Genomic DNA, 26,733 nt, shown 5'->3' with positions numbered 1-26,733 from the left:
ATGACAAAGGACCGGGAGCCTCTATCCTCTTGCTATGAGTGGTCAGGTCACTTTTTGGCGAGGGAATTCCCGCCAGCCTGAGCCTTTCGAAGCACCGCGGGGAGCTTCCCGGCGGAGCGCAGGGGCCAAGGCGGGTGACCCATGAAGACTGAGATCACTCCCCCACACGATAGCTACGCGGCGTTCCTCCAGAGGCTGGACGCCGCCACGGCCAGCCTGAACATGCGGGCCGGGTCGGTGGACAAGGCGATGAAAGCAGTCTCGCTGCTGTTAGTGCCCTACCAGTCGGCGGTGCGGAAATGGGAACGACGTCGAGTCCACGTCAGTGAAGAGTTAGCCGGGCATTCCGGAACACCGCAGACATACACGGCTTTGCGTGAGCTGCACGACACGGCGGCGAAGATGGAATCCATGCTCCGTAACCGCGCTTTCCGACTCACGGAAAAGTTGTCGCTCTTGCAACGACGCCAGGACGCAATCGACAAGTCGCTCCTGGAGCTTGAGCTCAGCAGAACCAAGCTGAATTCGTCCCGGATGCTGTCTTACGACCGCGAAAACCTGGGCAGGGCCTTTTCCGAACTTGCCGGCCCTACCGGGGCCGCCGCGACCATTCCCGATCTGGGCCTGCGAAGCGATCTCAAGGAAGCACGTGAGGCAGTCATCCTGGCTGAAGCACTGATGGAGGTAAAGGGGCACTAGCGTGGAGAATTCAGCGCAAGACCAGCATGGAACGAACAGCGTCATAGTCGTGCGCTGGTCCAAGAAACCAGGCGATGACCCGGCGGTCAGGTTCGTCCTGCTCAGCATTATTGGTTTGATCCTCTGCCTGGTTTCCATGATCTTCATGCCCATCCTCAGAAATTTCGGTGCCATTGCATTGTTCACGGTCATCTTTCCGGCGATTCTCACGGTTCCTGCAATCTCCAGCCAGCGAAGCTATTTGCGGGGGCTTACCAAGCGGGTCAATGACACAATCGTCGAGGTGACCGGGAACCGCGGAGATCAACTCTCAGTCAGGCATTTTCGGCAGCTGGTCAGAAGCGGAGAGCAGCATGCCCTCACCGTCGACGGCGTGCCCGGGTTGAAACTGCATGTGGAACGGGCTCCGATATTGGAGAAGAATGCTGCCGGGAAATGGCTTGTGGTCATGACGGCAATCCCTCCCGAGAGCGGGACCGCCAGCTTTGATCGGCTGCTTTCCGCCGCGATCAGCCCCCGCTAAGCGCCCCGACCTGGTTATTCGCCCCGGGTTATTGCCCGCCAGTCTGCTCCAGAGCCTCAACACTTTGTTGACAACATCCTGTTGCTGCGGAAGCTGTAGGTTCAGTCCGAACGACGCCGACGGGAGATGGAGTGGGGTATGAACGAGGCCCAGGGAGCCGAAACCGGCGCCGGCGACTTTGAGGACGCCGCCCGTCAGACCCAGGCGACGCGCACGTTGCTGGAAAGGGGCGCATCTGAACTGCCGCCCCGCCCCTGGCTGGCTGGCAAGCAACCGCCTTCCGCGACGGACCTCGTCCAGCACGTCCTGTGGCGGGCCACCGGCCCCGGGCGGGGAGAGTCAGTGGATACCGCGGACATCCGTGCAGGACTCACCTTGCTTTCCGCCGCCCGGGCGGAGGTGGATGCCTTGGAAACCGCGCTTTTGTTCCTTGCACGCGCGGAAGGACTGACCTGGCCCCAGATCGCCGGAAGCCTCGGCCTTCGCTCCGCCCAGGCCGCCCAGCAGCGGCTCGACCGGCTGTCCGGCAGGCACGACACAGGTCTGGCGGGCTGAGGTGAACTCCACCCCTCCCGACCCGGACGCAACGGAAAGTATCGATCCTTCGAACGCGGTTCTCACCGGAATCGGCGCCAGCCCCGGTATCACCACCGGGACGGCACCGACCATCCGCAGCGTGGATCAGTTTTCCGCCGTAAGGCCTGGCGACGTCCTGGTATGCCACACGACCGACCCCGCTTGGACACCGCTGTTCGGGATGGCCGCTGCGGTGATCACGGAAACAGGCGGTGTGCTGTCCCACGCCGCAATCGTCGCCCGTGAATATCGCATACCCGCCGTCGTGGGGATCACCGACGCCCTGACCCGTATCAGGCCCGGAACAAGGCTGTTGGTGGACGGAACACATGGAACCGTCCACCAGGATCCGCGCAATCCCGGCGGGGCTCCACCATGAGCCCCCGGCAGCCATCTCTGCTGCTCACACTCCACGCCATGAGGCTGCTCGGCTTCGCGGACACCGAGCCGGTCGCGGAACGGTTCGGCCAGGATCCCCTCGGCGTCGAAGGGCTCCTGATTGATGCAGGTTGCAACGGGTGGGCAACGCGGGCCTCATTCGCCGGAAGCGGGGGCTGGTCCCTGACTGTCGCCGGCAGGGCGGAAAACGAACGGCTCCTGGCTGAAGAGCTGAACGCTGCTGGCGCCCACCAGCCGGTCACCGCCGTGCAGGCGGAATTTTCACCGGTGAACAACGACGTCGTAGCTGCCTGCAGCAAGCTGCAACTCCAGTGGATCTCCGGCCGGCGTCAGCAAAACGACGGGATCGACGAGGAAACACAACTCACCTTCACCCGGGCCCTGACCGCCCTCCGCGCTCTGAAAGCCCGCCTGACGGCGGTGTTACCGAGGTTCAGCGGATACACGAAACGCCTTGAGCAGGCAGTAGCCAATGCAGCCACAGACCCTGGCTGGTACACAGCTACAGACCGGGACTCGTTCCACCGCATATGGTTCGAGGTGCACGAGGACCTCATCGCCACCCTCGGCATCCGGAGATGAAACCCCTAGAGTCTCGCGACAACAAGATTCCTGTATCCGGCCCGCAGCGGGGCCATCTGCCGGAACCCGAAGTACCCTCCGCCCAGCACCTGGCCTCCCGGATCCGTCCAGGCGAGTACAGGCAACCCGTTGATGGAGAACTCCACCAGCGGGCCGTCCTTGACCAGTTCCATCCGGTAGAAATCCAGCGCATCCCCGGCCGGCGGCAAAGGATCGGCTGCTTGGGCCACGAGCTCAAAGCCAGCGCTCTTGCGCAGGTTGCACGTCCGGAAGGCCCGTTCTTCCGCGTGCTTGTGCCGGAAATAGGAGATGTGTAGGGCGTCGAGGTCCCCTGAGTGGTACTGAGGATAGTGGCCGGTTCGCGGCGCGAGCCGGGGCGAGAAGAGGTCCAGTCCGCCGTGACCTGAGGCCGAAAAGAAAACCATCGCCAGTCCCGGCTCCGCCAGCGGCAGGAACTCCCAGCTGATCCGGACGCCATCCGGAAACTCCACGGGGCACCAGAAGGTCCAGTGCGCGTGGTCGCCGAACTCTTCATCATCCAGGAACCCGGAGAGCTGCAAAGCACCCCGGCCGCCTGCCAGCTTAAGCGGCCCCTCCGCTACCCAGTCAGCGACGTCGTCGGGGCCGGCCAGCGGGTTGCTGTACAGCACCTCCCCCTTAACCCTGGCCGTCCCCACTAGGCCGGTCCCGCCGTCGTCGTTATCAGTGACGCCGGGTCAGTTCCGGCCCGTCCGGGGCCTTCGGATGACGTGGCCTCGCCCTGGTCCTGACCGAAGCGGAGAACTGTCAACTGCCCTGCCACGTACGCGGCGACCAGCCCGGCGCCCCGCTGTGAGAAATGGGTGTTGTCAGCCAGCCCGGCAGGCCAGTAGGCGTGCTCTCCCGGTGCGAAGTGGCAGAAGAGTGACTTTGACTCTTCAGGCCCGAGCCGGACGTACAGGGCGCGGGTCCAGCTGTTGAGGTCGATGAGGGACAGCTGCAGCTCAAGCGCGATTTCGCGGACCACCTCAGGGTAGTCTTCGAGGGATTCCTCCAGGACGGCTGGCGCAGCCGGACGCGGAGGGTCCTGGAAGTGCCGCCGCTCCACTGGGGTGCAAAGCACCGGAACGGCGCCGAGAGCCTGGACTTCTGCAACCATCGTCCGCAGGTTCGCGGCATACCCGGTCCTTGCGGCAAGGTGGAGGTTCTTCTGGTCGTTGTGCCCGAACTGCATCAGCACCAGGTCGCCTTCTTCCGCAGCGTGCAGGAGCTGGTCCCAGAGCCTTTCTGTCCGGAAGGATTCGGTACTGGCTCCGCCCTTGGCGAAGTTATGCACGGCAGCCCAGGAGTACACGTGCCGGGGCAAATGGGCACCCCAGCCGCTCATGGGATATTCGTGGGTGGGGCAGTTGGCCACCGTGGAATCGCCGGCGAGCAGTATTTTCATGCTGTGCTTTCTGTTGCTGGATTTCGATGACAGGCGGACCCGCTCGACCGGCTTAGCCCTTGACAGAGCCGATCAGCATGCCCTTGGCAAAGTGCTTCTGGAGGAACGGGTAGAAGATCAGGATGGGCAGGGTTGCCACCACGATGACGGCGAACTTGATGCCCTGTTCCGGCGGGACGTAGGCCGGGTCCACGTTCCCCGTACCCAGGAGATCACTGGCGGCCGTGACCTGGCGCAGGTACATCTGCAGGGTCCATTTGGAATTGTCACTGAGATACAGCAGCGGTGACATGAAGTCGTTCCAGATGCCCACCGCGTAGAACAGCGCGAACGTCGCCAGCACCGGCTTGGACAGCGGCAGCAGGATCCGCCACAGGATTCCGACTTCCGTGGCGCCGTCCATCTTGGCGGATTCCTCCAGCTCCGCCGGCAGTTCCTGGAAGAAGTTCTTGATGATGATCAGGCTAAAAGGGTTGATGGCAGCGGGCAGGATGAGCGCCCAGTAGGTGTTGAGCAGGCCCAGGTCCTTGACCACCAGGAAGGTGGGGATCATTCCGCCGGAGAAGACCATCGCAAACACCACCAGGCTCAGGATCAGCTGGCGGCCCCGCAGGTTCCGCTTGGCCAGCGGGTAGGCCATGGTCACTGTGAGGATCAGCTGGATCAGTGTGCCTACCGCGGTGACCAGGACTGTGGTGACCAGGGCACGGATGAAGGCCTGCGTGGAGAAGATGTATTCGTAGGATGCCAGGCTGAACTGCTCGGGCCAGACGAAAAATGCCCGGCGGGTGATTTCGGCTTCGCTGGCGAAGGAACCCGCGAACACATAGACGAACGGGAGCAGCGTGATGATGCCGATCAGTGCCAGGAAGACGTAGTTGGCGGCATCGAAGATCCGGCCGCCCCGGGTGTTATGAATCTTCATTAGAACAGTCCGCTCTGGTTGAATCGCTTGGCCAGCCAGTTGGTGCCGAAGATCAGCACGATCCCCACCACGGACTTGAAAAGTCCGACGGCGGTGCTGTAGCTGTAGGCGCCCTGGGTGATGCCTACGAAGTACACGTAGGTGTCGAAGACGTCGGCCACGCTGCGGTTAAGGGCGTTGGTCATCAGGTAGATCTGTTCGAAGCCGGTGTTCAGCATCTGCCCGATGGCCAGGATCAGCATCACAATAATGGTGCTCCGGATCCCGGGCAGCGTGATGTGCCAGACCCGGCGGAACCGGCCGGCGCCGTCGATGATGGCGGCCTCATACTGGTCCTGGTCCACCGTGGAAAGGGCCGCCAGGAAGATGATGGTCCCCCAGCCGGTGTTCTTCCAGATGTCCTGGAGCACAATGAGTGGCCGGAACCAGTTCGGGCCGGAAAGGATGTCGATATGGGTTCCCAGCAATCCATTGATGAACTGGAAGAGCGGTCCGATATCCAGCGCGAACAGCAGGAAGCTCAAGGACGCCACGATAGTCCAGGACAGGAAGTGCGGAATGTAAACGAGGGTCTGCACAGTCCGTTTGAGGATACTGAGCCGGACCTCGTTCAACAGGAGCGCGAGGATGATGGTCAGCGGAAAGGCCACCAGGAGGCTCAGGGCAGCCAGGATCAGCGTGTTGCCCAGCAGCCGGGGGAAATCGGGATTGCTGAAAAAGTCCTCGAAATGTTGGAAGCCCACCCACTGGCTGCCGTTAACGCCCAGGAACGGTACGTAGTCCTTGAACGCAATGCTGACGCCGTACATGGGGGCGTAGCGGAAGACCGCGAAATAGATCACGCCGGGCAGGAGCAGGAGGTACAGCCATTTGTAATGGGCGAAATGGACTGAGAACCTGCCCTGTGGAATCTTCGGCGCCTTCCCCGGCTTCTTACCGGGACTTCTGCCGTGCTTGCCCGTTCCGGGCTCCGCTCCGGCACCGTTGCCGGTAGCGGTCTTCGAGGTCAGGGCATCTGTCAGCTGCGACATTCAGGCCTCCTTTCTACAGTGGTGATGGTCCGCCGCCGGCCGGCTACTGCGGTAGGTGCAGTGGACGGCCGACGGCGACGGGAAGCTGCTACTTGTTCTCTTTCCAGAGCTTGTTAATTTCTTCCGTGACCTTGTCCCCGCCGCTGGTGTCCCACAGCTTGATGGCGTCCTTCAGCCCCTGCTCATCGATTTGGCCGGCCAGGTATTTGATCCGGGCGTCCGCCACGATGTTGTCCAACTGCGCGCCCTTTGCGACGTAGGTGGGGGAAACGAAGGCCGCGGCCGGGTTGTAGACCGCACTCTTGAGGTCCTGCGCCATGACGTCGGTGCGCTTGTCGAAGACCTTCTGTTCGTAGTCCGACGCCTGCTTCACAGGGTAGAACTCGTTGTTCCTGACGTTGGTGCCGAGCTGGGAGTAGCTCTTGATGTCTTCGGCGACGGCCTTGCTTTCGGCCGTTTCCGGCGTGACGGGTGCGGCTTTGCCGTCCACCACGGTGAAGTTGACGTTCTCGATGCCGTTGTTCAGGAGGATACTGACGTCTTTGGAGTTCATCTTGTCCAGGAAGGACAGGACGTTCTTCAGCTCGGCCTCGGTGCGCACGCTGGTCTTCGGGATGGCCAGGAAGCCGGAGTAACCGTCGGTGGGATGGGCGTGGAGCTTTCCGTCCGGGCCCTTGAGGTTGCCCACAAAGCCCACCTTGTTCTGGAAGTCATTGGGGTTCGCCTGCTTGAACAGGCTGATCAAGGCGCTCACCCGGGAGTCGACTTCGATGATGGCGCCGCTCTTGCCGTTGAAGAACGGCTCATTCCACTTGGTGCTGTCGAACGTGGCGAAGTCAGGGTTGATGAGCTTCTCGTCAATCATCTTCTTGATGAACCGATCGGCCTCCAAGAACTCATCTGTTTCGAAACTGGGGACCAGCTTGCCGTCCCGTTCAGTCCACCGGTTCCCGGCGCCGAACCACTCTTCGATGACGTCGTAGGGGCTGTTTGTTCCCAGGGCGCCCCACTTGGGGATGGTAATGCCATAGGTGTCGTTCACACCGTTGCCGTCCGGGTCCTGCTGGGTGAAGGCCTTTGCCACCGTGTAGAGGTCCTCAACGGTTTGCGGCGCCTTCAGACCCAGCTTGTCCAGCCAGTCCTGGCGGAACATGACGGCGGTACGCATGGGTGCCCGGCCGCGGAAAACACCGTAGACCTTGCCGTTGACGCTGGCGTTCTTCTGCACATCCGGAAGCGTGGTGTTGAGGTTGGGGTAGTCCTTGAGCTTGTCCGTCAGGTCCCAGAAGGCACCGGCTTCGGCATTCTTCACGAACCCCGGTGACTTGCTTTGAACGACCATGACCTGGGGGATCTCGGATGAGGCCAGGGTGATGTTGGTCTTGTCCTCGTAGGAAGCGTTGGGCGCCCACGTGATGTTCACCGTCTTGCCCGTCAGTTCCTCAAGCTTCTTCTGTACGGCGCCGCTCGTGTTGGGCGGCTGTGCTCCAAGGTACGGGGCCATCATGGTCACCGTTTTAGAGTCGGCGGCCGGCGGTTCACCCCCGCCGCAGGCAGTCAGAGTCAGTGCCGCAGCGGTCGCGACGGCGGCGGCCAGGCTGAGTTTTCTGGGGATCATGTTGTTCCTTTTCCACTTCGTTGGGGTTTGTAGGTTTGCTGCGTGTGGTCCGCCGCTTCGGCTCGCAGTACGGTCGGATTGATCCGCCGCGGGTTCTTTGTTGATACGTTTCACTTAACTGTTGGGGGCGGCCGGGGACTTTCCCCACAGGGGGATCAGGTCACGGATGCTCCACGATGGACCACGGCCTTGGAGGTCGGCGACTTCATGGCTGAACGGCTGGAAACGTGGATATGCCCGCCGTCGTCCGTAAGGTTTTCCTGCAGCGCCGCCAAGGCGGCCACTGATTCATCGTTCGCGGTAAAGAAGCGGTCGCAGAGCCAGCCGGTCACGAAGAGCCAGGCACCGATGCTGAAAAAAGGTATGAGACCAGGCAGGGCCCGGCTTGCGTAAATACTTGCTGCCGAGACGAACAGCAGAATCACGGTGCCAGCGAGATGCCTGACGGCGAATCGCGAACTCATCATCAGGTGCCGCCCCGGCGGCAATTCGTAGCGCGCATACATTGGAAACAGATAGCAGACAACGGCGGCCAGGAAGATAGCCCCGACGACGGTTCCTGCTGCGATCAGCTGCGACAGGAGGTCCGCTGCGCCGCCGAAATAATTCCAGTTCAAGGCCAGGGCCACGGCCACCACCAGTACGGGCAGGGCCAGCAGATTGGCCGGGACTAAGTTCCTCATATATTCAGCCACGAAGGCGCGAAGTAAAGGTGCAGCATCACCCCGCACCCTCCGGCGGACCAGAATCTGCGCTGCCGCAGTCGCCGGACCTACCCCCAGGATCACAAGCCCCAGCAGCGTGGACGCTATCCACAGCAAATTGAGGCACGCGATCCAGAACAGGGTGTCGAAGAATGAGTAGGAACGCGCACTGAATGTTCCAGCCATCATGGCGTGCTCCTTTCGGTTCTTCTTCATTGCCGGAACGGAGGCCATGGTGGTCCACGTCACGTTGGTAATCGGTTTCTCGAAAATGTAGACCCCGAAAAGCCTGCAGGTCAAGCGGGAACTTGAATCGTTACACGACTGGACTTGGGAACTGGGCATGGTTCAGACTGGATCTTGGAAAGCGCTTGCTGGATGTTGTGTCTGGGCACAGTCTGGGAGCCTCCCCGGCCCTCATGCCGGGGACAGTTTCATGAGCAACCATTCCGGCCATGAACGCCCGCGTGTATTAAGCAGGCGTGCATTAAGCAGATGCCACATTAGACGTACAAGCCTCCTGGGGCAGAAATGGAGAACAATGCGCACCCCGTCCGGCAGCGCCGCCGATTCGCTACCCCTCAATGCCATCCCTGCCGCCTTCCCGGCCGCAGCGACGCAGGCAGCAACTCGAGTAGCCCTCGTCGGTGTCCACGGCTTTGGCACCCACCACCTGAGCAACCTTGAACGACTCCAGAAGGCCGGCGTCGTCGAACTGGTCGCCGTGGCCGATCCCCAGCCACCGGCCCCCGGTGCCGTCCCGGGAACCGCCGCAGTTTTTCCGGGGCTCGACGAACTCCTGGCGGAAACCAAGGACCTGGGCATCATTATCGTGGCAACTCCCATCCAGACCCACGCACCGCTCGCCCTCGCTGCCCTCGCCGCGGGCGCAGATCTCTATCTGGAGAAGCCTCCGGTTGCGTCGCTCGCGGACTTCAACAAGCTGGCCGCGGCCGCCGACGCCTCCGGCCGCAGTGTGCAGATCGGCTTTCAAAGCCTGGGTTCCCACACATTGGCGGCCATCGAGGAGGTCATTGCCGACGGAACCATCGGTACTCTTCAGGGCATTTCTGCAACCGGCCGCTGGGTACGGGACCGCGCATATTTCAAACGCTCCCGCTGGGCCGGGAAGCGAAGCATTGGCAGCATCGACGTCGTCGACGGGGTTGCCACCAACCCCCTGGCCCATGCGGTGGCAACCGCCCTCCGGATTGCCGGAGCGCGCACCCTGGGCGACATTGCCAGCGTTGAAACGGACCTGTACCGCGCCAACGACATTGAATCTGACGACACCTCCGTAATCCGGATCCGGACCGCTTCCGGCATTCCTGTGACGTGCGCCCTGACCATCTGTGCTGCCGAATCTGTGGAACCCTACGTCACGCTCCAAGGCTCGGAAGGCACGGCCGTCTTCCACTACACCGAGGACCGCCTCACCATCAACACCGCGGCCGGCCAGACCGAGCAGGCCTACGGCCGGGACGACCTGACGGAAAACCTGATCGCGCACCGGAACAATGGTGCCAGGCTCATCAGTCCGCTCCTGGATAGCGGGGCATTCATGCGTGTCCTTGAGGCCGTCCGTACGGCACCGCTTCCGGCCCCGATCGACCCTGCCTACATCCGATGGGAGGGCGACGGCGACGCTGCACATGCCGTCGTCGTCGGGATCGAAGACGCGCTGGATCGAGCCACCCGGAAACATGCCACGTTCAGCGAACTAGGCCTCCCCTGGGCCGCATCAACCCGACCGCTTCAACCCCGCTAGCTTCGCCTCCGCCGGCTTCCGCCCCGAACGTTTCAGCCGGGAAGGCTTCAGCCGGGCAGCGGACAGCACCCTGACGGGGCACCTGTCGGCAGACCGGCGTCTCACTGTCCCGGCTGCCTGTTACTGCCAATGAATATGGCTATCCACGATCTGGGCAAGCGTTTTCCAGACGTACAGTTTCAGGTAGGTTCGTAATTCACCAGTAGACCAAGGAGTCCCATGACTTTGCAGGAACCATCGCGCCCGGCTTCCGTCTGGGGCAACGTCGAAGGCATCGCTTATGGCGGCGACTACAACCCCGAGCAATGGCCGCAGCACGTCCGGCGCGAGGACCTGGAACTCATGAAGGAAGCCGGCGTCACCCTGCTTAGCGTGGGTATTTTCTCCTGGGCCCTCCTGGAACCGGTCGAGGGACAGTACGAGTTCGGCTGGCTCGACGAGGTGCTGGACAATCTTGCCGCAGCCGGCATCAAGGTTGCCCTGGCGACGGCCACCGCGGCTCCTCCGGCATGGCTGGTGCGCAAGCACCCGGAGATCCTGCCGGTCTCTGCCGATGGGACGGCGCTGGGGCCGGGCTCCCGGCGGCACTACACGCCGTCGTCGGCCGTTTACCGCTGGTACGCAACCGGCATCACGAGGTTCATCGCGGAGAGGTACAAGGATCACCCGGCGCTGGCGCTTTGGCATGTGGACAACGAGTTGGGCTGCCACGTCTCCGAGTTCTACGGCGAGGAAGACGCTGCCGCCTTCCGCCTCTGGCTGGAGCGCCGGTATGGCAGCATCGAGGCGCTTAACGCGGCCTGGGGCACCGCCTTCTGGTCGCAGAACTACGGCTCTTTTACCGAGATCGTGCCACCCCGTGTTGCCCCCTACACCCTGAACCCTAGCCAGCAGCTTGACTTCCAGCGGTTCAGCTCGTGGGCATTGATGGACTATTACCGTGAGCTCGTGGCGATATTGCGTCAGGTCACGCCGGGGATTCCGGCCACCACCAATCTGATGGCGTCGAGCGGCGCCAAATCCATGGACTACTTCGATTGGGCCGGCGACCTGGACGTGATCGCCAATGACCATTACCTGCTGGCTGCGGACGCCGAGCGGCACATCGAACTGGCGTTCAGCGCGGACCTTACCCGGGGAATTGCGGGCGGTGACCCGTGGATCCTGATGGAACATTCGACGTCGGCGGTCAACTGGCAGCCACGCAACCTGCCCAAGATGCCAGGCGAGATGCTGCGCAACTCCTTGTCCCATGTGGCCCGTGGGGCGGATGCAGTGATGTTTTTCCAATGGCGGCAGAGCTTTGCGGGATCGGAGAAGTTCCACTCGGCAATGGTTCCGCACGGCGGCCGCGATACACGGGTGTGGCGCGAGGTCGTAGGCCTAGGGTCTGCGCTGCAGAAGCTTGCGCCGGTGCGGGGATCCCGGGTGGAATCCAAGGCGGCCATCGTGTTCGACTACGAGGCGTGGTGGGCCAGTGAAATCGATTCCAAGCCCAGCCGGGATGTGAAATACCTGGACCTGATGCGGGCGTTCCACCGGTCCCTGTTCCTTCGGGGCATCCCGACGGACATCGTCCATCCTTCTTCCTCACTGGAGGGCTACGGCCTGGTCCTGGTCTGCACGCTTTACGCTGTTTCCGATGCCGATGCTGCCAACATTGCTGCCGCCGCGCAGTCAGGCGCCACTGTACTGGTCAGCTATTTCAGCGGGATTGTGGACGAGAATGACCACGTCCGGCTGGGCGGATATCCGGGGGCCTTCCGTGACCTTCTGGGAGTTCGGGTGGAAGAATTCCATCCTCTGCTGCCAGGCTCGCAGTTGAAATTGAGCGATGGCGGAGTCTCCTCCGTATGGAGCGAGGACCTCCATCTCACCGGCGCCGAAGCCGTCCAGACGTTCACGGAATTCCCGCTGGAGGGCGTGCCGTCACTCACCCGCAACAGTGTTGGCGAGGGCGCTGCCTGGTACCTTGCGACGTTCCCGGACGCCTTCGGTATCGAGGCGACCGTGGACCGGTTGCTTGCAGAATCCGGCGTTGAGCCGCTCGCTTCTGCGGACATGGGCGTTGAACTGATGCGCCGCCGTTCGGACGATGGTGGAAGTTTCCTGTTTGCGATCAACCACTCGCGCTCTTCCGCAGCAGTGCGCGCCGCAGGGATTGATCTGCTGACCGGTGAGCGGTTCAGCGGCAAGGTTGAGGCAGGAAGCGTGGCCGTCATCGCCGAGGACTGAGTCCTTTTGGTCATTACTGTCAGACCCGGTGGGTATCCTGCCGACCATGGATGAGATCGAAACTCGGCCGCCGCGCGACCGCCACGAACTGGACGCGATGCTTCGCACCGGCTTTGACCTGATCAGGACCGTCGCTCCGGGGCTCCGGTACCGACTCGTCGGCACGGCAGCGGCTAGTCTGCAGGGCTTCGACCTGCCCCTGGGCGATATCGACATCCTGGTCGACCGGCGCACGGACGTGGATGCCGTCGCCGAGGCGCTGGCGGACTTGCCGTGTGCGACCGCTCCCCAATGGCTCCCATCTGCCTGGCAGTACTTCGCCTGCTACGTCCTGGACGGCGTCGGATTCAGCGTCAGCACGGTGGAAGTACCGTGCGAGGAGGATGGATGGGAGTGCCAAGGACCCGGCCCCTGGCAGCACTACGTCACTGTGGACTGGGGGGGCACCGCGTCGACTGCGTGCGGCTGGAGCTCCGGCTGACCACCGAGTTCCTCCGCGATCGCCCGGACCGGTACCAGCCGCTACTGGCCCACCTCGGCGCTCACGGCGCTAACCTCGACCTCCTGCAACAGAGCATGACCGTGCGCAGGATCCCTGAAACGCTCGCGCGCCTGACCCGAGGACTTCAACCGACTGGCAAGCCGCAAACGTAGATTGTCAGGGCAGCCATTCCCGTGACAAACCCGCGCAGTGCGTTAGTCGGATCCGAGCCGCAGCCCGCTCGCACAAGCCAATTCCATCATTATTGTCGTACCCTTTTGGCAGAGTAATCGTATGGAAGCCATGGGGGATCAGCTTGCGGGGTTTGGCGGTACTACCGCTTTGCTGACGCGTGCTTCCGGTGGCTTTGAGCATGGTTCGGCATCCGGCGGCGGCTCAGGCACCAAAACGTCCAACGGCGGTTCAGCAGCGAGCCGCCCGGCCCGGCTTCGCGCCGTGCCGGTGGTGGAGGCTGTCCCGCTTGTACAGGCGGTCGCGCTCGTGAACGCCGCCGCCGTCGCCGCAGCTGATGATCTGGCAATGGCCGATTATGTCCAGGCTGCTGATTTTGCCGGGCTTGTCGAGGAACTCTCGCGGACCGTTGACTACTTCCTGATCCTCGCCGCAGGTGCCGTCGACCGTACCCGGACCCAGGCCATCGCGGCCGCCAGCACCCCGCACACGCACACAGCCGCCAACCAAACCGGCCGGAGCGCAGCAGGCTGGACCACCGGCCGAGACGGCGGGACCTGCCCGGTCGCCGAGACCGACGCTAATTGGCCCGCCACCGAAAGCAACCTCAGGCCCGTGCCGAACTCCCCGGCCGATGACGGATGCAGGAACACCGCCGAATTCCTGCGCATCAGGCTCCGGATCGGCATCACCGAAGCCCGACGGCGCCTACGACTGGCCCAACAGACCCTGCCCGCAACCACCCTCACCGGAAACACCACACCCCCAGCCCTGGAACACCTCGCCCCAGCACTCACCCCCACGGGTCACTGGCTCTCCGACAGCAGCGCAGATCACCCCAACCTCATGATCGAAGCCACCGCCCCTGCAGTGTCCTCCCGGGCCGGGACCATCATCAGCACCACCCTGGACCGCCTCCAACACCACACCACCACCGAAACCCTCACCCGGATCGAAGAACACCTCACCCGCACCGCCGCGACCGCCGACCCCGACTTCCTCACCCGCGTCGCCCGCCGCTGGGCCGACACCATCGACGCCGACGGCACCGAACCCACCGAAGAAGCCCTCCACCACACCCAAGGCGCCTTCATCCGCAAACCCCGCCACGGCCTCCACCACCTCGAAATCTTCGCCACCACCGACCAATACGAACACCTCCTCACCGTCATGAACACCGCCACCAACCCCCGCACCCACACAGAACCAACCACCACAGGCACAGGCACAGGCACAGACGGCAACACAAGCCCCGCACACGACTGGCAGGAAGCCGGACCCGACCTGGACCAGCGGACCAGATCCCAGAAACAACTCGACGGCATCATCACCGCCATCAAAGCCGCACTCACCACCAACACCCTGCCCACCACCGGCGGCAACCGCCCCCAAATCCTCGCCACCATCAACTACCAAGACCTCCTCCCCCACCCCAACCACACCCCGCCAGGCAGGGGTACGGACACACGCACAGGCCCAGATACGGGTGCGGGTACAGGCACCGGGAACTTCACCTTCACCGGACCCATCGCCGCCACCACCCTGCGCAAAACCGCCTGCGACGCCGACATCATCCCCGCACTCCTGGGCACCCACAGCGAAATCCTGGACCTCGGCCGCGCCACCCGCCTCTTCACACCCACCCAACGCCTCGCCCTCACCGCCCGCGACCAAGGCTGCACCTTCCCCCAATGCACCATCCCCGCCCCCTGGTGCGAAGCCCACCACATCACCTACTGGTCCCACCAAGGACCCACCAACACCGACAACGGCACCCTCCTCTGCCCACACCACCACCACCTCATCCACAAAGAACAATGGACCATCCAAATCCAAACCGGCATCCCCTGGTTCATCCCACCACCCCACATCGACCCCACCCAAAAACCCCAACAAAACCACTACTTCAAACCCCCACCACCACCCCACGAATAACGCGGGCGGCGAATATGCCCCCGCCCTCCGAGTCGGAGCCCGTATGGGTAAGTACAAGTCATTCGGGCGAAACCAAAACGGCCCGGATTAGCGGCAAGAGTGTGAATGCTGGACAGCTGAAACGCCCTTAAACAACTCCGTCCCGGCTGGAACCAAAAGGTTCCAGTCGGGACGGAAGCCGCCACCCGCCGTCGGACGTCCCCCCAAATAAACGAGACGTTCGCAGGGTCAATCGAGGGCCCTGTTGGCGGTGTGAAACTTAGCTGCTGATGGCCGACTTCATTTCGTCGACTGCCTTCTTGCCGGCATCATCGGTGGACAGCCTGTTGAAGAGGACCTCGGACGTGTACCGCTTGACGATTTCCTGGATAGCGCCTGCGCCCTTTGGCGGCGGAGCCGGAGCCTCACCGAGCTCGTCCTTGATCTGGTCAATGAACTTGACGACCTTGGTGTCGGCGGGCGTCAGCTTGGATGCTATGGCTGCCCGGACATCAGAGTTGGGGTAAACCCCGCGGTCGGCCAGCAGAGCTTCGCCTGCTTTGGTGTTGTTGGTCAGGAAGTTAATGAACTTGGCTGTTTCCTTAGGGTGCTTGGTCCGTGAGGATGCCGACCAGAACTGGGAAGCCTTGTACCAGAGCTGTGCGTCTGCGGACTTCCCGGTTTTGGACGGGAAACGCAGGATCTGCAGTTCGCTGCCCGCTGCCTTCTCCAGCGCGGGCTCCTGGTTGGACCACCAGAAGGCCATCCCGTTCTTGCCCGTGGCCAGGCCGCTTTGGTCCAGCGGTGCAGCCTCGGCCTCCACCACCTCGGATGCCGAAGGGACGGCCTTTTTCTCGCTGAGTTCCTTCAGGAACGCCCACCACTCGGCGATGTCACCAGGCTCGAAGCCCAGCTTTCCGTCCGAGGTGTACAGGGATTTGCCGTTCTGCCGGAGCCAGACGCCCAGTGAGGCTTCGTCTGTCCCATAGGCCGCTGCACCATACGTGCCCTTCGGCGATTTGGCCGTAACTTCCGCGGCAATACGCCCGAAGTCTTCCCATGTCCAGGTCTTGTCATCAGGAAGTGCAACCCCCGCGGCCTTGAAGACAGCAGGGTTGGCAAGGATGGTCGCGGCGTTGATGCCGGCCGCGATGCCAGTCAGGCCCTTGGGTCCTTTGCCTGCGTTCAGGGCGGCTTCATCAAGCTTGGAGGTATCGATGTCGTACTTGGAGAGATCCAGCAGGGCCCCTCTGCTGGAGTACTCGGTGATGTATTTCTCGTCCATCTGGATGATGTCCGGGGCGTCGTTGGCTGCCATTTGGGTGGCGAGCTTGTCCCAGTATCCGCTCCAGTCGCCGAATTCCGGCTTGATCTTGATGTTCGGGTTCTCGGCCTCGAATGCGGCAATCGCGGCCTGCGTCAGCTGGGCCCGCTTATCGCCGCCCCACCATGAGAAGCGGAGCTCGACTTTACCGTCTGCGCTCTGCGGAGCGGCTCCCCCTCCGCAGGCACTCAGGGCCAGGACGACGGCGGCTGCGGCGGCAACGACGCCCGTCTTGCGTAGGCGGCGCTTTGCGCCGTTGGATGGGGTCTCTGCAGAATGTTTCTTGGCTGCAGGGTCAGAGTGGGGAAAAAGCGGCACTGGGAACTCCGATCTTCTTTGATCTTGTTTGCTGGGGAAAGAATGAGGAACCGTTTTCTTAAGATCTGATACTACAAGTGTGGAACTTGTAATACAAGCTTATTTTGCGATCTCCATGAACCGGCTTTGCCCCCGCCCAAGGCCACGCCAAAAGCGGCACGATGCTTTTGGCCGGCCTGAGAGCGGCCACGCCGAACAAGGAGCAGCGCAGCCTATTTGATGCCCGTGGTAGCGATTCCCTTGATGAGGAACCTCTGGCCAAAGAGGAACACCAGGAACACAGGCAGCAGGGACACAATGGACATCGCGAACAGCGATCCCCAACTGGTGGCGGACTGTGAATCCACAAAGGCCCGCAGAGCCACCGGAACGGTGAACATGTCCGGATCCGTCAGATAGATGAGGGCCCCAAAGAAGTCGTTCCACGTCCAGATGAAGGTGAAGATGGTGGTGGTGGCCAGGGCGGGCACCATGAGCGGCAGGATGACCCGGAGGAAGATCCGCGGGTGGCCGGCGCCGTCGATCCTGGCAGCCTCGTCAAGATCCTTGGGGATACCCCGGATGAACTGGACCATCAGGAACACGAAGAACGCATCCGTAGCGAGAAACTTGGGCACCAGGAGAGGCCAGAACGTGTTCACCCATCCGATCTGCGAGAACAGGATGTACTGCGGCACAATCACCACATGGAATGGCAGCATGATGGTCAGCAGCATGATGCCGAAGAACAGCTTCTTGCCTGTGAACTGCAGCCGGGCAAAGGCGTAGGCCGCCATGGAGCACGAGATCAGGTTGCCCAGGATGGACCCGAGGACCACAACGGCGGAATTCAGCATGTAGTGGCCGAACGGATGGGTCAGCGCGGACCAGCCGTCCGTGTAGTTGCCCATCTCCAGGCTGTTGAGCCAAAGGCCCGGCTCGCGGAAGATGAGTTCGTTGGACCGGAGCGATGAGACCACCATCCACAGCAGCGGGTAGATCATCAGGCCGCCGGCCAGGATCAGGATTGCATGCTTCGTCAGGGCCTTGGTGCGTGCCGCCCGGCTGAATGCGAGCGTGCCACGGGATTCCCTGGCTCTCTTCGGCCCGCGGTGGTTCTTTGGCTTGCCGGCGGACTTCTTGTCCTGAATCGGCAGCGTCTCAAGCTTAGTCGTCATAGAAAACCCAATACTTTGCGGCGATGAAGTTGATGGCGGTGAACACACCGATAATGACCAGCAGGAACCATGCCATGGCGGAGGCATATCCCATGTCGAACTGGCCAAAACCCTTCTGGTACAGATACAGCGTGAAGAACATCGTCGAGTCCGATGGGCCGCCGTTGCCGCCGGAGACGATGAACGCCTGTGTGAAGGACTGGAATGATCCAATGATCTGAAGCACAAGGTTGAAGAAGATGATGGGGCTCAGCATCGGCAGGGTGATCCGCCAGAACTGCTGGAGCGTACCGGCGCCGTCAACCTTCGCGGCCTCGTAATACATTGCAGGGATCTGCCGGAGTCCGGCCAGGAAGATGATCATGGGGGCACCAAAGGTCCACACATGCAGCAGGATGATGGATCCCAAGGCTGTGCTGGGATCGGAAATCCACCCCGGGCCCTGGATTCCGAACATCGCCAGGACCTGGTTCACCAGGCCTGTGGTTCCGAAGATCTGCTTCCACAGAATGGCAACAGCCACCGAGCCGCCCAGCAGCGACGGCAAATAGAACACCGAGCGGTAGAAGGGAAGCGCCCGGAGCCCCTTGTCCAGCACGAGTGCAATCAGGAGGGCAACGGCAAGCTGCAGCGGAACGCCCACGAGAACGTACGTGAAGGTTACCCGCAGTGAGTTATGGAGCCGGGCATCGCTGAACATCCTGATGAAGTTGTCCAAGCCCGTCCATTCCGGCGGCTGAAGCAGGTTGTAGTCCGTGAAGGACAGATACAGGGACATCAGCATAGGACCGATGGTGATCGCCACCAGGCCCACGAGCCAGGGCAAGAGGAAGATGTAGGCGGCCTTGTTGTCCCGGCCGTTTGCCTTCTTCTCTTCGGCAGTTACCGGCGCTTTGCGCTTGGCAAGGGAACTGAGTTCGCTGATGGCGCTCATCAGGACGACTCCGCCGGTCGCAGCAGGCCTGCTGCGGGCAGCACGGACTTTACAGCCGCACATCGCGCCGAAATTCTGGGTATGTGCCTAGCGGCCATATGGTCTCCTTTGGTCATCGTGGCCATCCACGTCGTGATTGATCATCGTAGGACGATCGATGTAGGGTCCGCCCTCAATGGAGAGGGGCTGTTGCAGGCTGCCACATTGAGCTCCTGGGCGGGAAACGTTGAATGCGGTCCGTACCAAAGTAAACGGTTTCTTGACTCCTGTATAGCCCTTTGTTAGTTTTTGAGAAAGCGTTTTCTGTGTGAGGAGATCGCTCCAAGGTTTCACCGTCGACCCAAAGGGAAGCCATGTACCTCCATGCCCGGCAAAGATGACATCGAATCGCCGCTGGCCTTCCCGGCCGGACGGTCGGGCACCATGGAGGTCCTGAACACGATGGAGGTCCTGAACAAGTTCAACACCCATGTACTCTTCGGAAGATGAACCCCCAGGAAGCTCCGAAGGCTTCATTTACGGAGACGACCAGAACCTGGACAGACCTTCCGCGGTGACCAACACGCATGCCAGGCAACTGAACGCAGACCCCTCGACGACAGGCAGGCCCGTGAGATGAATGTCCAGCCGATCCGGCCCAGCGCGATTGCGGGCTATGAGGACTGGCCTGCCTACGTTCAGGACAATCCCCGCTACCAGGCAGCGGCCACGGCAGCCCAGGAGCTTTCGGATGTCCTCGGGATTCCCGGAGCTCTCCCGGCCCCTGACGTCACGGTCCATTGGGAACAAACGTACGACGGCGTCACCACCTCCCAGCTCAGCTGGCAGTTGGGGTTCGGTTCCCGGACCACAGTCTGGCTGGTCAGGCCCGCCGGAATATCCGGGCCGCTGCCTGGCGTCCTGGCCCTGCATTGCCATGGTGGCAACAAGTTCAGCGGCGCGGACAGGCTCGTGGAGCTTCCCGAAGCCCACCCGCTGGCTGCGGCCGCACGCCCTGGCTACTACGACGGCCACGCCTTGGCTACAGATGTCGCCCGCCGGGGCTTCGCTGTCCTCGCCCACGACGCGTTCGCCTGGGGCAGCCGGCGCTTTGACCTCTCCGCCCCGTCCTGGCGGACAGCGTCCGCGCTCGAGGCAAGGAAGGCGCAATGGCGGGAGGACGGCGTCGTCGGTTCCGAGGCGCAACTCTACAACAGCGCCGCAGGATTCCATGAGGACACCGTGGCCAAGGCCGCGGGGTTGCTGGGCACCAGCCTGGCGGGAATGGTGGCGCACGATGACCTTGCCGCTCTCGAGATCCTCGCCGGGTTACCGGGAGTGGACGCGGACAGGATCGGATGCATCGGCTTCTCCGGCGGCGGTGGACGTTCCCTGACGCTGGCCGCCCTCAGCCCCAGGATCCGTAGCTACGTAGTGACGTGCATGATGACAACGTTCAAGTCGCTGCTTCCTGCCTACGTGGATGCCCATTCCTGGCTGTTTCAGACTCCCGGGCTCAGCAAACTGGACGAATGGCCGGAGCTGACAGCCCGGTCCGCCGCGGCCGGCTTCCTGGTCCAGTACGCCCTGGCAGACGAGCTCTTCCCGGAACAAGGCATGCGTGCCGCGCACCGGATGCTGGAGTCGCTGCACGGACGGGATACCTACACAGGCAGCTTTTGGCCCGGCAACCACATGTTCACAGCGGAAATGCAGCATGAAGCCATCAGCTATCTCGCCAGGACCCTGGGCGCCGGAAGCCCGCCTGACCGCACCCGTTCATCCCCCAACCCTTAGCGCCCGAGGACATCGATGATTCAACAATCCGCCCCTGTAGCCTCCGACCTCTCCGCAGCAGGAAGCGGGATCCCTGCTGTCCGCCCGCGCATTGCCTTGGTGGGAGTGCACGGCTTTGGACAGCAGCACCTCGCGAACCTGGCCAGGCTGGAGGAAGCCGGCGCTGTAGAGCTGGTCCGCGTCGCGGACCCTAATCCTCCGGAGGCGGGAAGGCTCGCGGGTTCCGTCGCTATCTACAACACCCTGGACGAGTTGCTGGCAGCGGGACCGGTCCCCGACGTCGTCATCCTGGCCACACCCATCCAGACGCACGCGCCCCTTGCCCTGGCGGCCCTCGGCGCCGGCGCTGACGTGTACGTGGAAAAGCCGCCGGTGGCCTCCATGGCCCAGTTCCAGGAGCTCCTCGCAGCAGCAGAATCCGCTGGGCGACTGGTACAGGTGGGCTTCCAGAGCCTAGGTTCCCAGGCCCTGCTGGCCATCAGCAACACCATCGAATCCGGTGCCATCGGGGACGTGCTTGGCCTCAGTGCCCAGGGGATGTGGCTGCGGACCAAGGGATACTTCAAGCGCTCACGCTGGGCCGGAAAGCGGAGCCTTGACGGTGTAGACGTGGTGGATGGCGTGGCCACCAATGCCCTGGCCCATGCTGTTGCCACCGCCCTCAGTGTGGCGGGCGCGCACACTATTGCCGACGTCGACTCTGTGGAGACGGACCTCTACCGCGCGCATGACACCCAGAGTGACGACACCTCCGTGATCCGGGTCCGCACCGCCGCCGGAAAAACCCTGCTCTGCGCGCTCACCCTGTGCGCCCCCGAACAAGAGCATCCGTCCGTAACTGTCCACGGGACGCGCGGGGACATCACGTTTTTCTACACAGAGGACGAACTGGTCATCACCACGCCGGATGGCGAGCGCCGTGAAGCCTTCGGCCGGACCGACCTCCTGGAGAACCTGATTGAGGCACGGAAGTCCGGCTCGCCGCTGCTCTCCGGCCTCGCCGACACCGGCGCCTTCACATGCGTACTGGAAGCCATCCGCGCTGCACCCGAGCCCCGGCACATCGGCCCTGAATACCTCAGCTGGGAGGGCGACGGCGACGACGCGCACCCGGTGGTCCATGGCATTGCCGGAGTGATCGGGCGGGCCGTCACGGCCCAGGCAACCTTTGCGGAGCTGGGTCTGCCCTGGGCCCGCACCGTGCCCCCGGTCCGGACGTTCGCCATCGACGGTAAGCCCGTCGCGGACTACCAGGATGGGAGCCGGGTCCGCGCCATTTCGTCGCCGCGGCCCTACCTTCACCCGGTCCGCACCCTCGCCGGAACCGTTGTCACAGACCACCAGCCGCTGGACCATGTGTGGCATCTTGGCGCTGGCGTGGCACTCCAGGACGTGGACGGCATCAATTTCTGGGGCGGGCGCACCTATACCCGTGCCGCCGGCGAATACATCTGGCGGCCCGACCACGGGCGCATCGTGCGCGTTGGCTCAGCTGACACTGACTCCCCTGACAGCGCCTCCCCTGTCCGGGCCTCACATGACAGCACTTCCCCCGAAAGGGATGGCCGGCTGAGCGAGACCCTCGCCTGGAACGGTCCCGACGGCGCCTCCGTACTCTACGAGCGGCGCACCTGGGGGTGGGCCGCTGCCGGTGATTCCGCCTGGCGGCTGACACTGGATTTCGCCCTCTCCCCGGCCGGTGACCGGCCGGTCAGCCTCGGCAGCCCCGGATCGAACGGCCGCACCGGGGGCGGCTACGGCGGCTTCTTCTGGCGGTTCCCGGAATGCGCCGAAGCCACCGTCTGGACCCCCGCCGGAACCGGTGAGGCTGCAGTCCATGGGAGTATCACGCCGTGGCTGGCCTGGTCGGGGAAGTTCACCGGCGGCGCGGCCACACTGGTGTTCGTCGCCTCGGAAGGCACCCGCGACCCCTGGTTCGTCCGTGTGGAGGGATATCCCGGCGTGGGCCAGTCCCTTGCCTGGGACACGCCCGTCATCGCCGAACCCAGTGCTCCGGTGCGGCGCAGCGTGACCGTGTTCATAGCTGACGGGATTCTGGGAACGCATGAAGTCGAGAGATTGATCAACCAGCGGGGGAAACAGTCATGAGCCAGACAGCAACCAGCGCGGCCGCTCAGCCACCGGCGGCTCCGGCCACAGCGGCGCCAACCGGTGGGAGCCTGCCCAACGCCGTTCCGCAAGCCCAGGACCCTGCCGTCCGGAGAGCGCCGGGGTCCCCGCCGGACCGGGACATCAAAAGGCGACGGGTGCTGGACATTCTCGATTCGACGGGCCGGGACTCCCTCCTGCTGACCAGCCACACTGCGCTGACCTGGTACCTGGACGGCAGCCGCGTCCACATCAGCCTCGCCGGGGACCCCATCGCAGCGATCCTCGTGGACCGGGACGGTGACCACCTGGTGACGTTTGCCAACGAGGCCGGGCGCATCGCGGCCGAGGAACTCCCGGCGGGCGTCTCCCTGCACCAGGTGCCCTGGTACGGGGACCTGAGGAAGGCCGCCGCCGCCGTCGGAACCGGTTCCGGCAGCGATACCCACGCTAGCGCGCCGCTAACCGAGGCTGACGTGAGCGGGCAGCTCCGGGAAGCTCGGCAGCAGCTCCTGCCGGGCGAGAGCGCGCGCTACGCCAGCCTTTGCGCCGAGCTGGCAGGCATGATGACAGACGTCCTTTCAGGCGCCCGGCCGGACACCACCGAGTTCGAGATCGCGTCCAGGCTGGCCGGCCGGGTAGTGGCCGCAGGCGCAGAACCCTTGGTCCTCCTGTGCAGCGGCAGTTCGCGGAGCACTTTCCGTCATCCCCTGGCCACCCACTCGCCGCTAGGCCGCCGCGCCATGGCGGTAGTGTGCGCCCGCCGGGACGGGCTCGTAGCCAACATCACGCGCTGGGTAAGGTTCGACGACGGCCCTCCCGCAGAGCGCGACGCGGAAGCACGGATCGCTGCAGTGGAGGCGGATATTTTCGATGCCACTGTTCCCGGGGCGCGGCTGGACAGGATATTCGCCGAGGTCAAGGCGGCCTATGCCCGGCATGGATTCGGGGCGGAGCAATGGGAAAAGCACCACCAGGGCGGGCCTGCGGGCTATGCCGGGCGGGACCCGAGAGTCACCGCCACCACTACCGACGCCGTTGTCCTGAACCAGGCTTTCACCTGGAACCCGTCCGCGCCTGCCGTCAAGATCGAGGACACGGTCCAGCTCACGGACTCGGGCCTCACGGTCCTCACCTCCGACGAACGCTGGCCGTCAACGATTGTCAACGGCCTCCGGCGGCCGCTCACCCTGCAGCTCTGACCCCTTCCGGCCCGCGGCCCGTCGGCCCCACGGCCCGTCGGCCCCGCGGCCGCCGGCCCCTCGATGGGAACATTGCAGGTCAGGCCGGAAAGCCAAAATTCGCGCCGCAACATTGGGTCATTGGTATAGACCAATGGGAGTTTTTCGCCGGTCTTGCCAGGAAATTTGAGGCCGACCTGCGGCACGGAAGGCGCCACAACGCTGATTTGACTTGATTCCCCGGCCATTTTCCGTAGCCCGGCCCTTCGGCCCATGACGGCGGGGCGGCAGGCATAACGGGCCCCCCGGCCGGCAGCTGATGTGCCGGCGTTTGGCTGCGGTTTTACCGGGCCACAGCGGTTTTCCGGCGTGTTTCTTCTCACTCCTGATGTCCTTGCGGGCTAAACGTGCAGGTCAATAGCGTGAAACAGGACCGCCACGTACCAGTGAAGGGACTGCACATGCCACCGGCAGCAGCCATGACGGATCCGCCCACCCCCAGCCAAAAGGACGTCCAGCACATCCAGCCGGGCCCCTCGGGCCCACCTCCACCCAAGAGCTACCGGCACTTCCTGACAGACGGGCTCCGCTGGGACCTCCCCGCATCCCTCGTGGTGTTTCTCGTCGCCGTTCCCCTCTCCCTGGGCATAGCGGCAGCGTCAGGAGCTCCTGTCATGGCCGGCCTCATCGCCGCCGCCGTGGGCGGGATTGTGGCCGGAAGCCTTGGCGGCTCGCCGTTGCAGGTCAGCGGACCGGCCGCCGGGCTCACAGTCATCGTCGCCGGCCTGATCGAACAGTTCGGCTGGCAGGCCACCTGCGCCATCACCGCCGCGGCAGGCCTGCTCCAGGCCTTGTTCGGCGTGGCCCGGATCGGCCGCGTCGCGCTGGCCATTGCACCTGTCGTGGTGCATGCCATGCTGGCCGGCATCGGCATCACCATCGTGCTCCAGCAACTGCATGTCATGCTCGGCTCGGAATCCGCCAGCTCGGCCTGGGAAAACATCACCGCGATTCCGGGAAGCATTCTCGAGGCCAACATCCCGGCTGCGGTCCTGGGAGCAGTTGTCATCATCGTGCTTGTCGCCTGGAAGCACCTTCCCTCCGCCTTCCGCCGGGTTCCCGGGCCACTCGTCGCCGTCATCGCGGCAACTGCCCTGTCCCTGCCGTTCAACGTGGACAGAATCACGTTCGACGGCTCACTGCTGGACGCCCTGTCCTTTCCCCAGGTTCCTGACGGAAACTGGACGGCCGTGGTCATAGGTGTAGTGACCGTCGCCCTGATTGCCAGCGTGGAGTCCCTGCTCTCCGCGGTGGCCGTCGACAAAATGCATCACGGGCAGCGAACCAATTTTAACCGCGAGCTCCTGGGCCAGGGCGCGGCCAACATGACCTCCGGGCTGCTGGGAGGACTTCCCGTCACCGGCGTGATCGTTCGCAGCGCCACCAACGTCGAGGCCGGCGCCCGGACCCGGAAGTCCGCAGTACTCCACGGCGTCTGGGTGCTGGTTTTCTCACTGCTGCTGGCGAACCTGATCCAGCTCGTTCCGGAGGCCGTGCTCGCAGGGCTGCTGATCGTCATCGGCTCACGGCTGGTCCGGGTGGCGGACATCAGGACGGCACGCGTCACGGGCGACCTCACCGTCTACGGCGTGACGCTGTTCTGTGTGGTTTTCGTCAACCTGCTCGCGGGAGTTCTGACCGGCCTGCTCCTGGCGGTCGGAGTTGTCCTGTGGCGGGTGGCCCGGGCCAGCATTCATGCTGAGCAGCTTGCCACGGGAGACGGCGGGCACTGGCGGGTGGTCATCGACGGATCCTGCAGTTTCCTCTCACTCCCGAGGCTGAGTACGGTGCTGGCGTCAGTTCCAGCGGGCTCGAATGTCACTGTCGAGCTGGAGGTGGACTTCCTCGATCACCCCGTCCACGACACCCTCGATGCCTGGCACAACAGGCATGAGGCCACCGGAGGCAGGGTGGTGATTGAGGAAAGCGGTACCGCCACACTCCATGCAGCGCAGGCCGGGCCGCCCAGCCGGGGAACATCGCGTTCAGCACTTCGGGGCGGGTTCGCGCCCTGGCGCAGCTGGCAGCGCCGCATCCACGCGGGACACGCTGCGGCGCCGGACGTCCCGGCACCCCTGCGTTCGGTTCTGACGGGCGTGGACAATTACCATCGCCGCAACGCCCACCTGGTACGCCCGCACGTCCAGGAGCTGTCCTCATTCCAGGACCCGGACACACTGTTCCTCGCCTGCTCGGACTCCCGCGTGGTTCCTAACCTGATCACCAGCAGCGGCCCGGGGGACCTCTTCACTGTCCGAAACGTGGGCAACGTAGTCGGCGACGACGGACGGGACGCGTCCATCGACGCTGCACTGGATTTCGCCGTCAACGAGTTGTCCGTCAAATCAATCGTGGTCTGCGGACACTCGGGCTGCGGCGCTATGACCGCGCTGTACGCCGATGCGCACTCTTCCGACAAGGAATCATCGCCCGCCACACCGTCCGGCTCCGGGCAACGGGGAGCCATTGACGTCTGGCTCGATCATGCCAGGCCAAGCCTGGCAGCATTCCGGGACGCCCATCCGGTTCAGGCGGCCGCAGCGGATGCCGGGTACACCGCCGTCGACCAGCTGGCGATGGTCAACGTGGCAGTACAGGTGGAACGGCTCCAGCGCCGGCCTGGCCTTCAGGAAGCGTTGGGGACCGGACGCATCCAGATAGCCGGACTGTTCTACGACATCTCCACCGCACGTGTCCTGCGGATCACTCCCGCCGGTATCAGCCACCTCGATCCGCTCCCTCGGCAACTCCTGGCCGGAGAGAAGGAAGCCCAGCCCGTCGGGTAGGCGCCGCATGCCTGG

General features: G+C 63.6%; 23 protein-coding genes. 14 read left to right on the top strand and 9 right to left on the bottom strand.

The genetic code is table 11. The annotated features are described in order from the left end of the window. Positions 1-141 precede the first annotated feature (141 nt). From QFZ40_RS02755 to QFZ40_RS02735, 5 genes are all read left to right on the top strand, one after another. Entirely contained in the window at positions 142-699 is a 558-nt protein-coding gene (locus QFZ40_RS02755; RefSeq protein ID WP_306902723.1) for a hypothetical protein, read from the top strand. Between the two features lies 1 nt (position 700). Next, the gene (locus tag QFZ40_RS02750; RefSeq protein ID WP_306902722.1) at positions 701-1,222 is read left to right on the top strand and encodes a hypothetical protein; all 522 of its coding nucleotides are present in this window, start codon (positions 701-703) and stop codon (positions 1,220-1,222) included. Between the two features lie 138 nt (positions 1,223-1,360). After that, entirely contained in the window at positions 1,361-1,777 is a 417-nt protein-coding gene (locus QFZ40_RS02745; protein WP_306902721.1) for a hypothetical protein, read from the top strand. A gap of 1 nt (position 1,778) precedes the next feature. Continuing rightward, positions 1,779-2,177 (top strand): PEP-utilizing enzyme, encoded by a 399-nt coding sequence (locus tag QFZ40_RS02740; protein ID WP_306902719.1) that lies wholly within the window; start codon positions 1,779-1,781, stop codon positions 2,175-2,177. A 38-nt stretch (positions 2,178-2,215) separates the two neighbouring features. Then, positions 2,216-2,779, top strand: a complete 564-nt coding sequence (locus tag QFZ40_RS02735; RefSeq protein ID WP_306902718.1) for a hypothetical protein — start codon at positions 2,216-2,218, stop codon at positions 2,777-2,779. 5 nt (positions 2,780-2,784) lie between these two features. Here QFZ40_RS02735 and QFZ40_RS02730 read toward each other — a convergent pair whose 3' ends face one another. The 6 genes from QFZ40_RS02730 to QFZ40_RS02705 all read right to left on the bottom strand — a co-directional run bounded on the left by QFZ40_RS02730 (position 2,785) and on the right by QFZ40_RS02705 (position 8,783). Beyond that, entirely contained in the window at positions 2,785-3,429 is a 645-nt protein-coding gene (locus QFZ40_RS02730) for a DUF1961 family protein (protein ID WP_306902717.1), read from the bottom strand. Between the two features lie 26 nt (positions 3,430-3,455). Beyond that, positions 3,456-4,205 (bottom strand): rhamnogalacturonan acetylesterase, encoded by a 750-nt coding sequence (locus QFZ40_RS02725; protein WP_306902716.1) that lies wholly within the window; start codon positions 4,203-4,205, stop codon positions 3,456-3,458. Between the two features lie 52 nt (positions 4,206-4,257). Next, positions 4,258-5,130: a carbohydrate ABC transporter permease gene (locus QFZ40_RS02720; protein ID WP_306902715.1), complete on the bottom strand. Its 873-nt coding sequence runs from the start codon at positions 5,128-5,130 to the stop codon at positions 4,258-4,260. Continuing rightward, positions 5,130-6,161 (bottom strand): ABC transporter permease, encoded by a 1,032-nt coding sequence (locus QFZ40_RS02715; protein ID WP_306902714.1) that lies wholly within the window; start codon positions 6,159-6,161, stop codon positions 5,130-5,132. The genes QFZ40_RS02720 and QFZ40_RS02715 overlap by 1 nt, the downstream gene beginning before the upstream one ends. 88 nt (positions 6,162-6,249) lie before the next feature. Beyond that, the gene (locus QFZ40_RS02710; RefSeq protein WP_306902713.1) at positions 6,250-7,779 is read right to left on the bottom strand and encodes an extracellular solute-binding protein; all 1,530 of its coding nucleotides are present in this window, start codon (positions 7,777-7,779) and stop codon (positions 6,250-6,252) included. Between the two features lie 155 nt (positions 7,780-7,934). After that, positions 7,935-8,783: a YesL family protein gene (locus QFZ40_RS02705; RefSeq protein ID WP_306902712.1), complete on the bottom strand. Its 849-nt coding sequence runs from the start codon at positions 8,781-8,783 to the stop codon at positions 7,935-7,937. A gap of 241 nt (positions 8,784-9,024) precedes the next feature. Here QFZ40_RS02705 and QFZ40_RS02700 point away from each other — a divergent pair, with 241 nt between their 5' ends. The 4 genes from QFZ40_RS02700 (at position 9,025) to QFZ40_RS02685 (ending at position 15,094) form a co-directional block, all read left to right on the top strand. After that, positions 9,025-10,251 (top strand): Gfo/Idh/MocA family protein, encoded by a 1,227-nt coding sequence (locus QFZ40_RS02700; RefSeq protein ID WP_306902711.1) that lies wholly within the window; start codon positions 9,025-9,027, stop codon positions 10,249-10,251. Positions 10,252-10,470: 219 nt separating this feature from the next. Further along, positions 10,471-12,486, top strand: a complete 2,016-nt coding sequence (locus QFZ40_RS02695) for a beta-galactosidase (RefSeq protein WP_306902710.1) — start codon at positions 10,471-10,473, stop codon at positions 12,484-12,486. A 46-nt stretch (positions 12,487-12,532) separates the two neighbouring features. Further along, entirely contained in the window at positions 12,533-12,967 is a 435-nt protein-coding gene (locus QFZ40_RS02690) for a hypothetical protein (protein ID WP_306902709.1), read from the top strand. A gap of 294 nt (positions 12,968-13,261) precedes the next feature. Next, positions 13,262-15,094: an HNH endonuclease signature motif containing protein gene (locus QFZ40_RS02685; protein WP_306902708.1), complete on the top strand. Its 1,833-nt coding sequence runs from the start codon at positions 13,262-13,264 to the stop codon at positions 15,092-15,094. A gap of 259 nt (positions 15,095-15,353) precedes the next feature. Here the strand turns inward: QFZ40_RS02685 and QFZ40_RS02680 are convergent, their stop codons facing one another. From QFZ40_RS02680 to QFZ40_RS02670, 3 genes are all read right to left on the bottom strand, one after another. Continuing rightward, the gene (locus tag QFZ40_RS02680; RefSeq protein WP_306902707.1) at positions 15,354-16,715 is read right to left on the bottom strand and encodes an ABC transporter substrate-binding protein; all 1,362 of its coding nucleotides are present in this window, start codon (positions 16,713-16,715) and stop codon (positions 15,354-15,356) included. Between the two features lie 212 nt (positions 16,716-16,927). Beyond that, complete coding sequence (locus tag QFZ40_RS02675) at positions 16,928-17,872, bottom strand: carbohydrate ABC transporter permease (protein WP_306902705.1); 945 nt, start codon at positions 17,870-17,872, stop codon at positions 16,928-16,930. Beyond that, positions 17,862-18,806 carry a carbohydrate ABC transporter permease gene (locus QFZ40_RS02670; RefSeq protein WP_306902704.1) on the bottom strand — a complete coding sequence of 315 codons (945 nt, stop codon included), beginning with the start codon at positions 18,804-18,806 and terminating at the stop codon, positions 17,862-17,864. The genes QFZ40_RS02675 and QFZ40_RS02670 overlap by 11 nt, the downstream gene beginning before the upstream one ends. Positions 18,807-19,169: 363 nt before the next feature. Between QFZ40_RS02670 and QFZ40_RS02665 the strand changes: the two genes are divergently transcribed. From QFZ40_RS02665 to QFZ40_RS02645, 5 genes are all read left to right on the top strand, one after another. Then, positions 19,170-19,295 carry a hypothetical protein gene (locus QFZ40_RS02665; protein WP_306902703.1) on the top strand — a complete coding sequence of 42 codons (126 nt, stop codon included), beginning with the start codon at positions 19,170-19,172 and terminating at the stop codon, positions 19,293-19,295. Between the two features lie 126 nt (positions 19,296-19,421). After that, positions 19,422-20,582, top strand: a complete 1,161-nt coding sequence (locus tag QFZ40_RS02660) for an acetylxylan esterase (protein ID WP_306902702.1) — start codon at positions 19,422-19,424, stop codon at positions 20,580-20,582. Between the two features lie 15 nt (positions 20,583-20,597). After that, complete coding sequence (locus QFZ40_RS02655) at positions 20,598-22,691, top strand: DUF6807 family protein (RefSeq protein WP_306902701.1); 2,094 nt, start codon at positions 20,598-20,600, stop codon at positions 22,689-22,691. After that, a complete protein-coding gene (locus QFZ40_RS02650) occupies positions 22,688-23,893 on the top strand; it encodes a M24 family metallopeptidase (protein WP_306902700.1) in 1,206 nt (401 codons plus the stop codon). Before QFZ40_RS02655 ends, QFZ40_RS02650 begins: the two co-directional genes overlap by 4 nt. A gap of 440 nt (positions 23,894-24,333) precedes the next feature. Continuing rightward, positions 24,334-26,718: a bifunctional SulP family inorganic anion transporter/carbonic anhydrase gene (locus QFZ40_RS02645; RefSeq protein ID WP_306902699.1), complete on the top strand. Its 2,385-nt coding sequence runs from the start codon at positions 24,334-24,336 to the stop codon at positions 26,716-26,718. The last annotated feature ends 15 nt before the right edge of the window (positions 26,719-26,733 follow it).

It is taken from the genome of Arthrobacter pascens (genome assembly GCF_030816475.1).
Lineage (GTDB): Bacteria > Actinomycetota > Actinomycetes > Actinomycetales > Micrococcaceae > Arthrobacter > Arthrobacter pascens_B.
The sequence above is the reverse complement of the archived record's forward strand: the minus strand, read 5'-3'. Positions and strand labels throughout refer to the sequence as shown.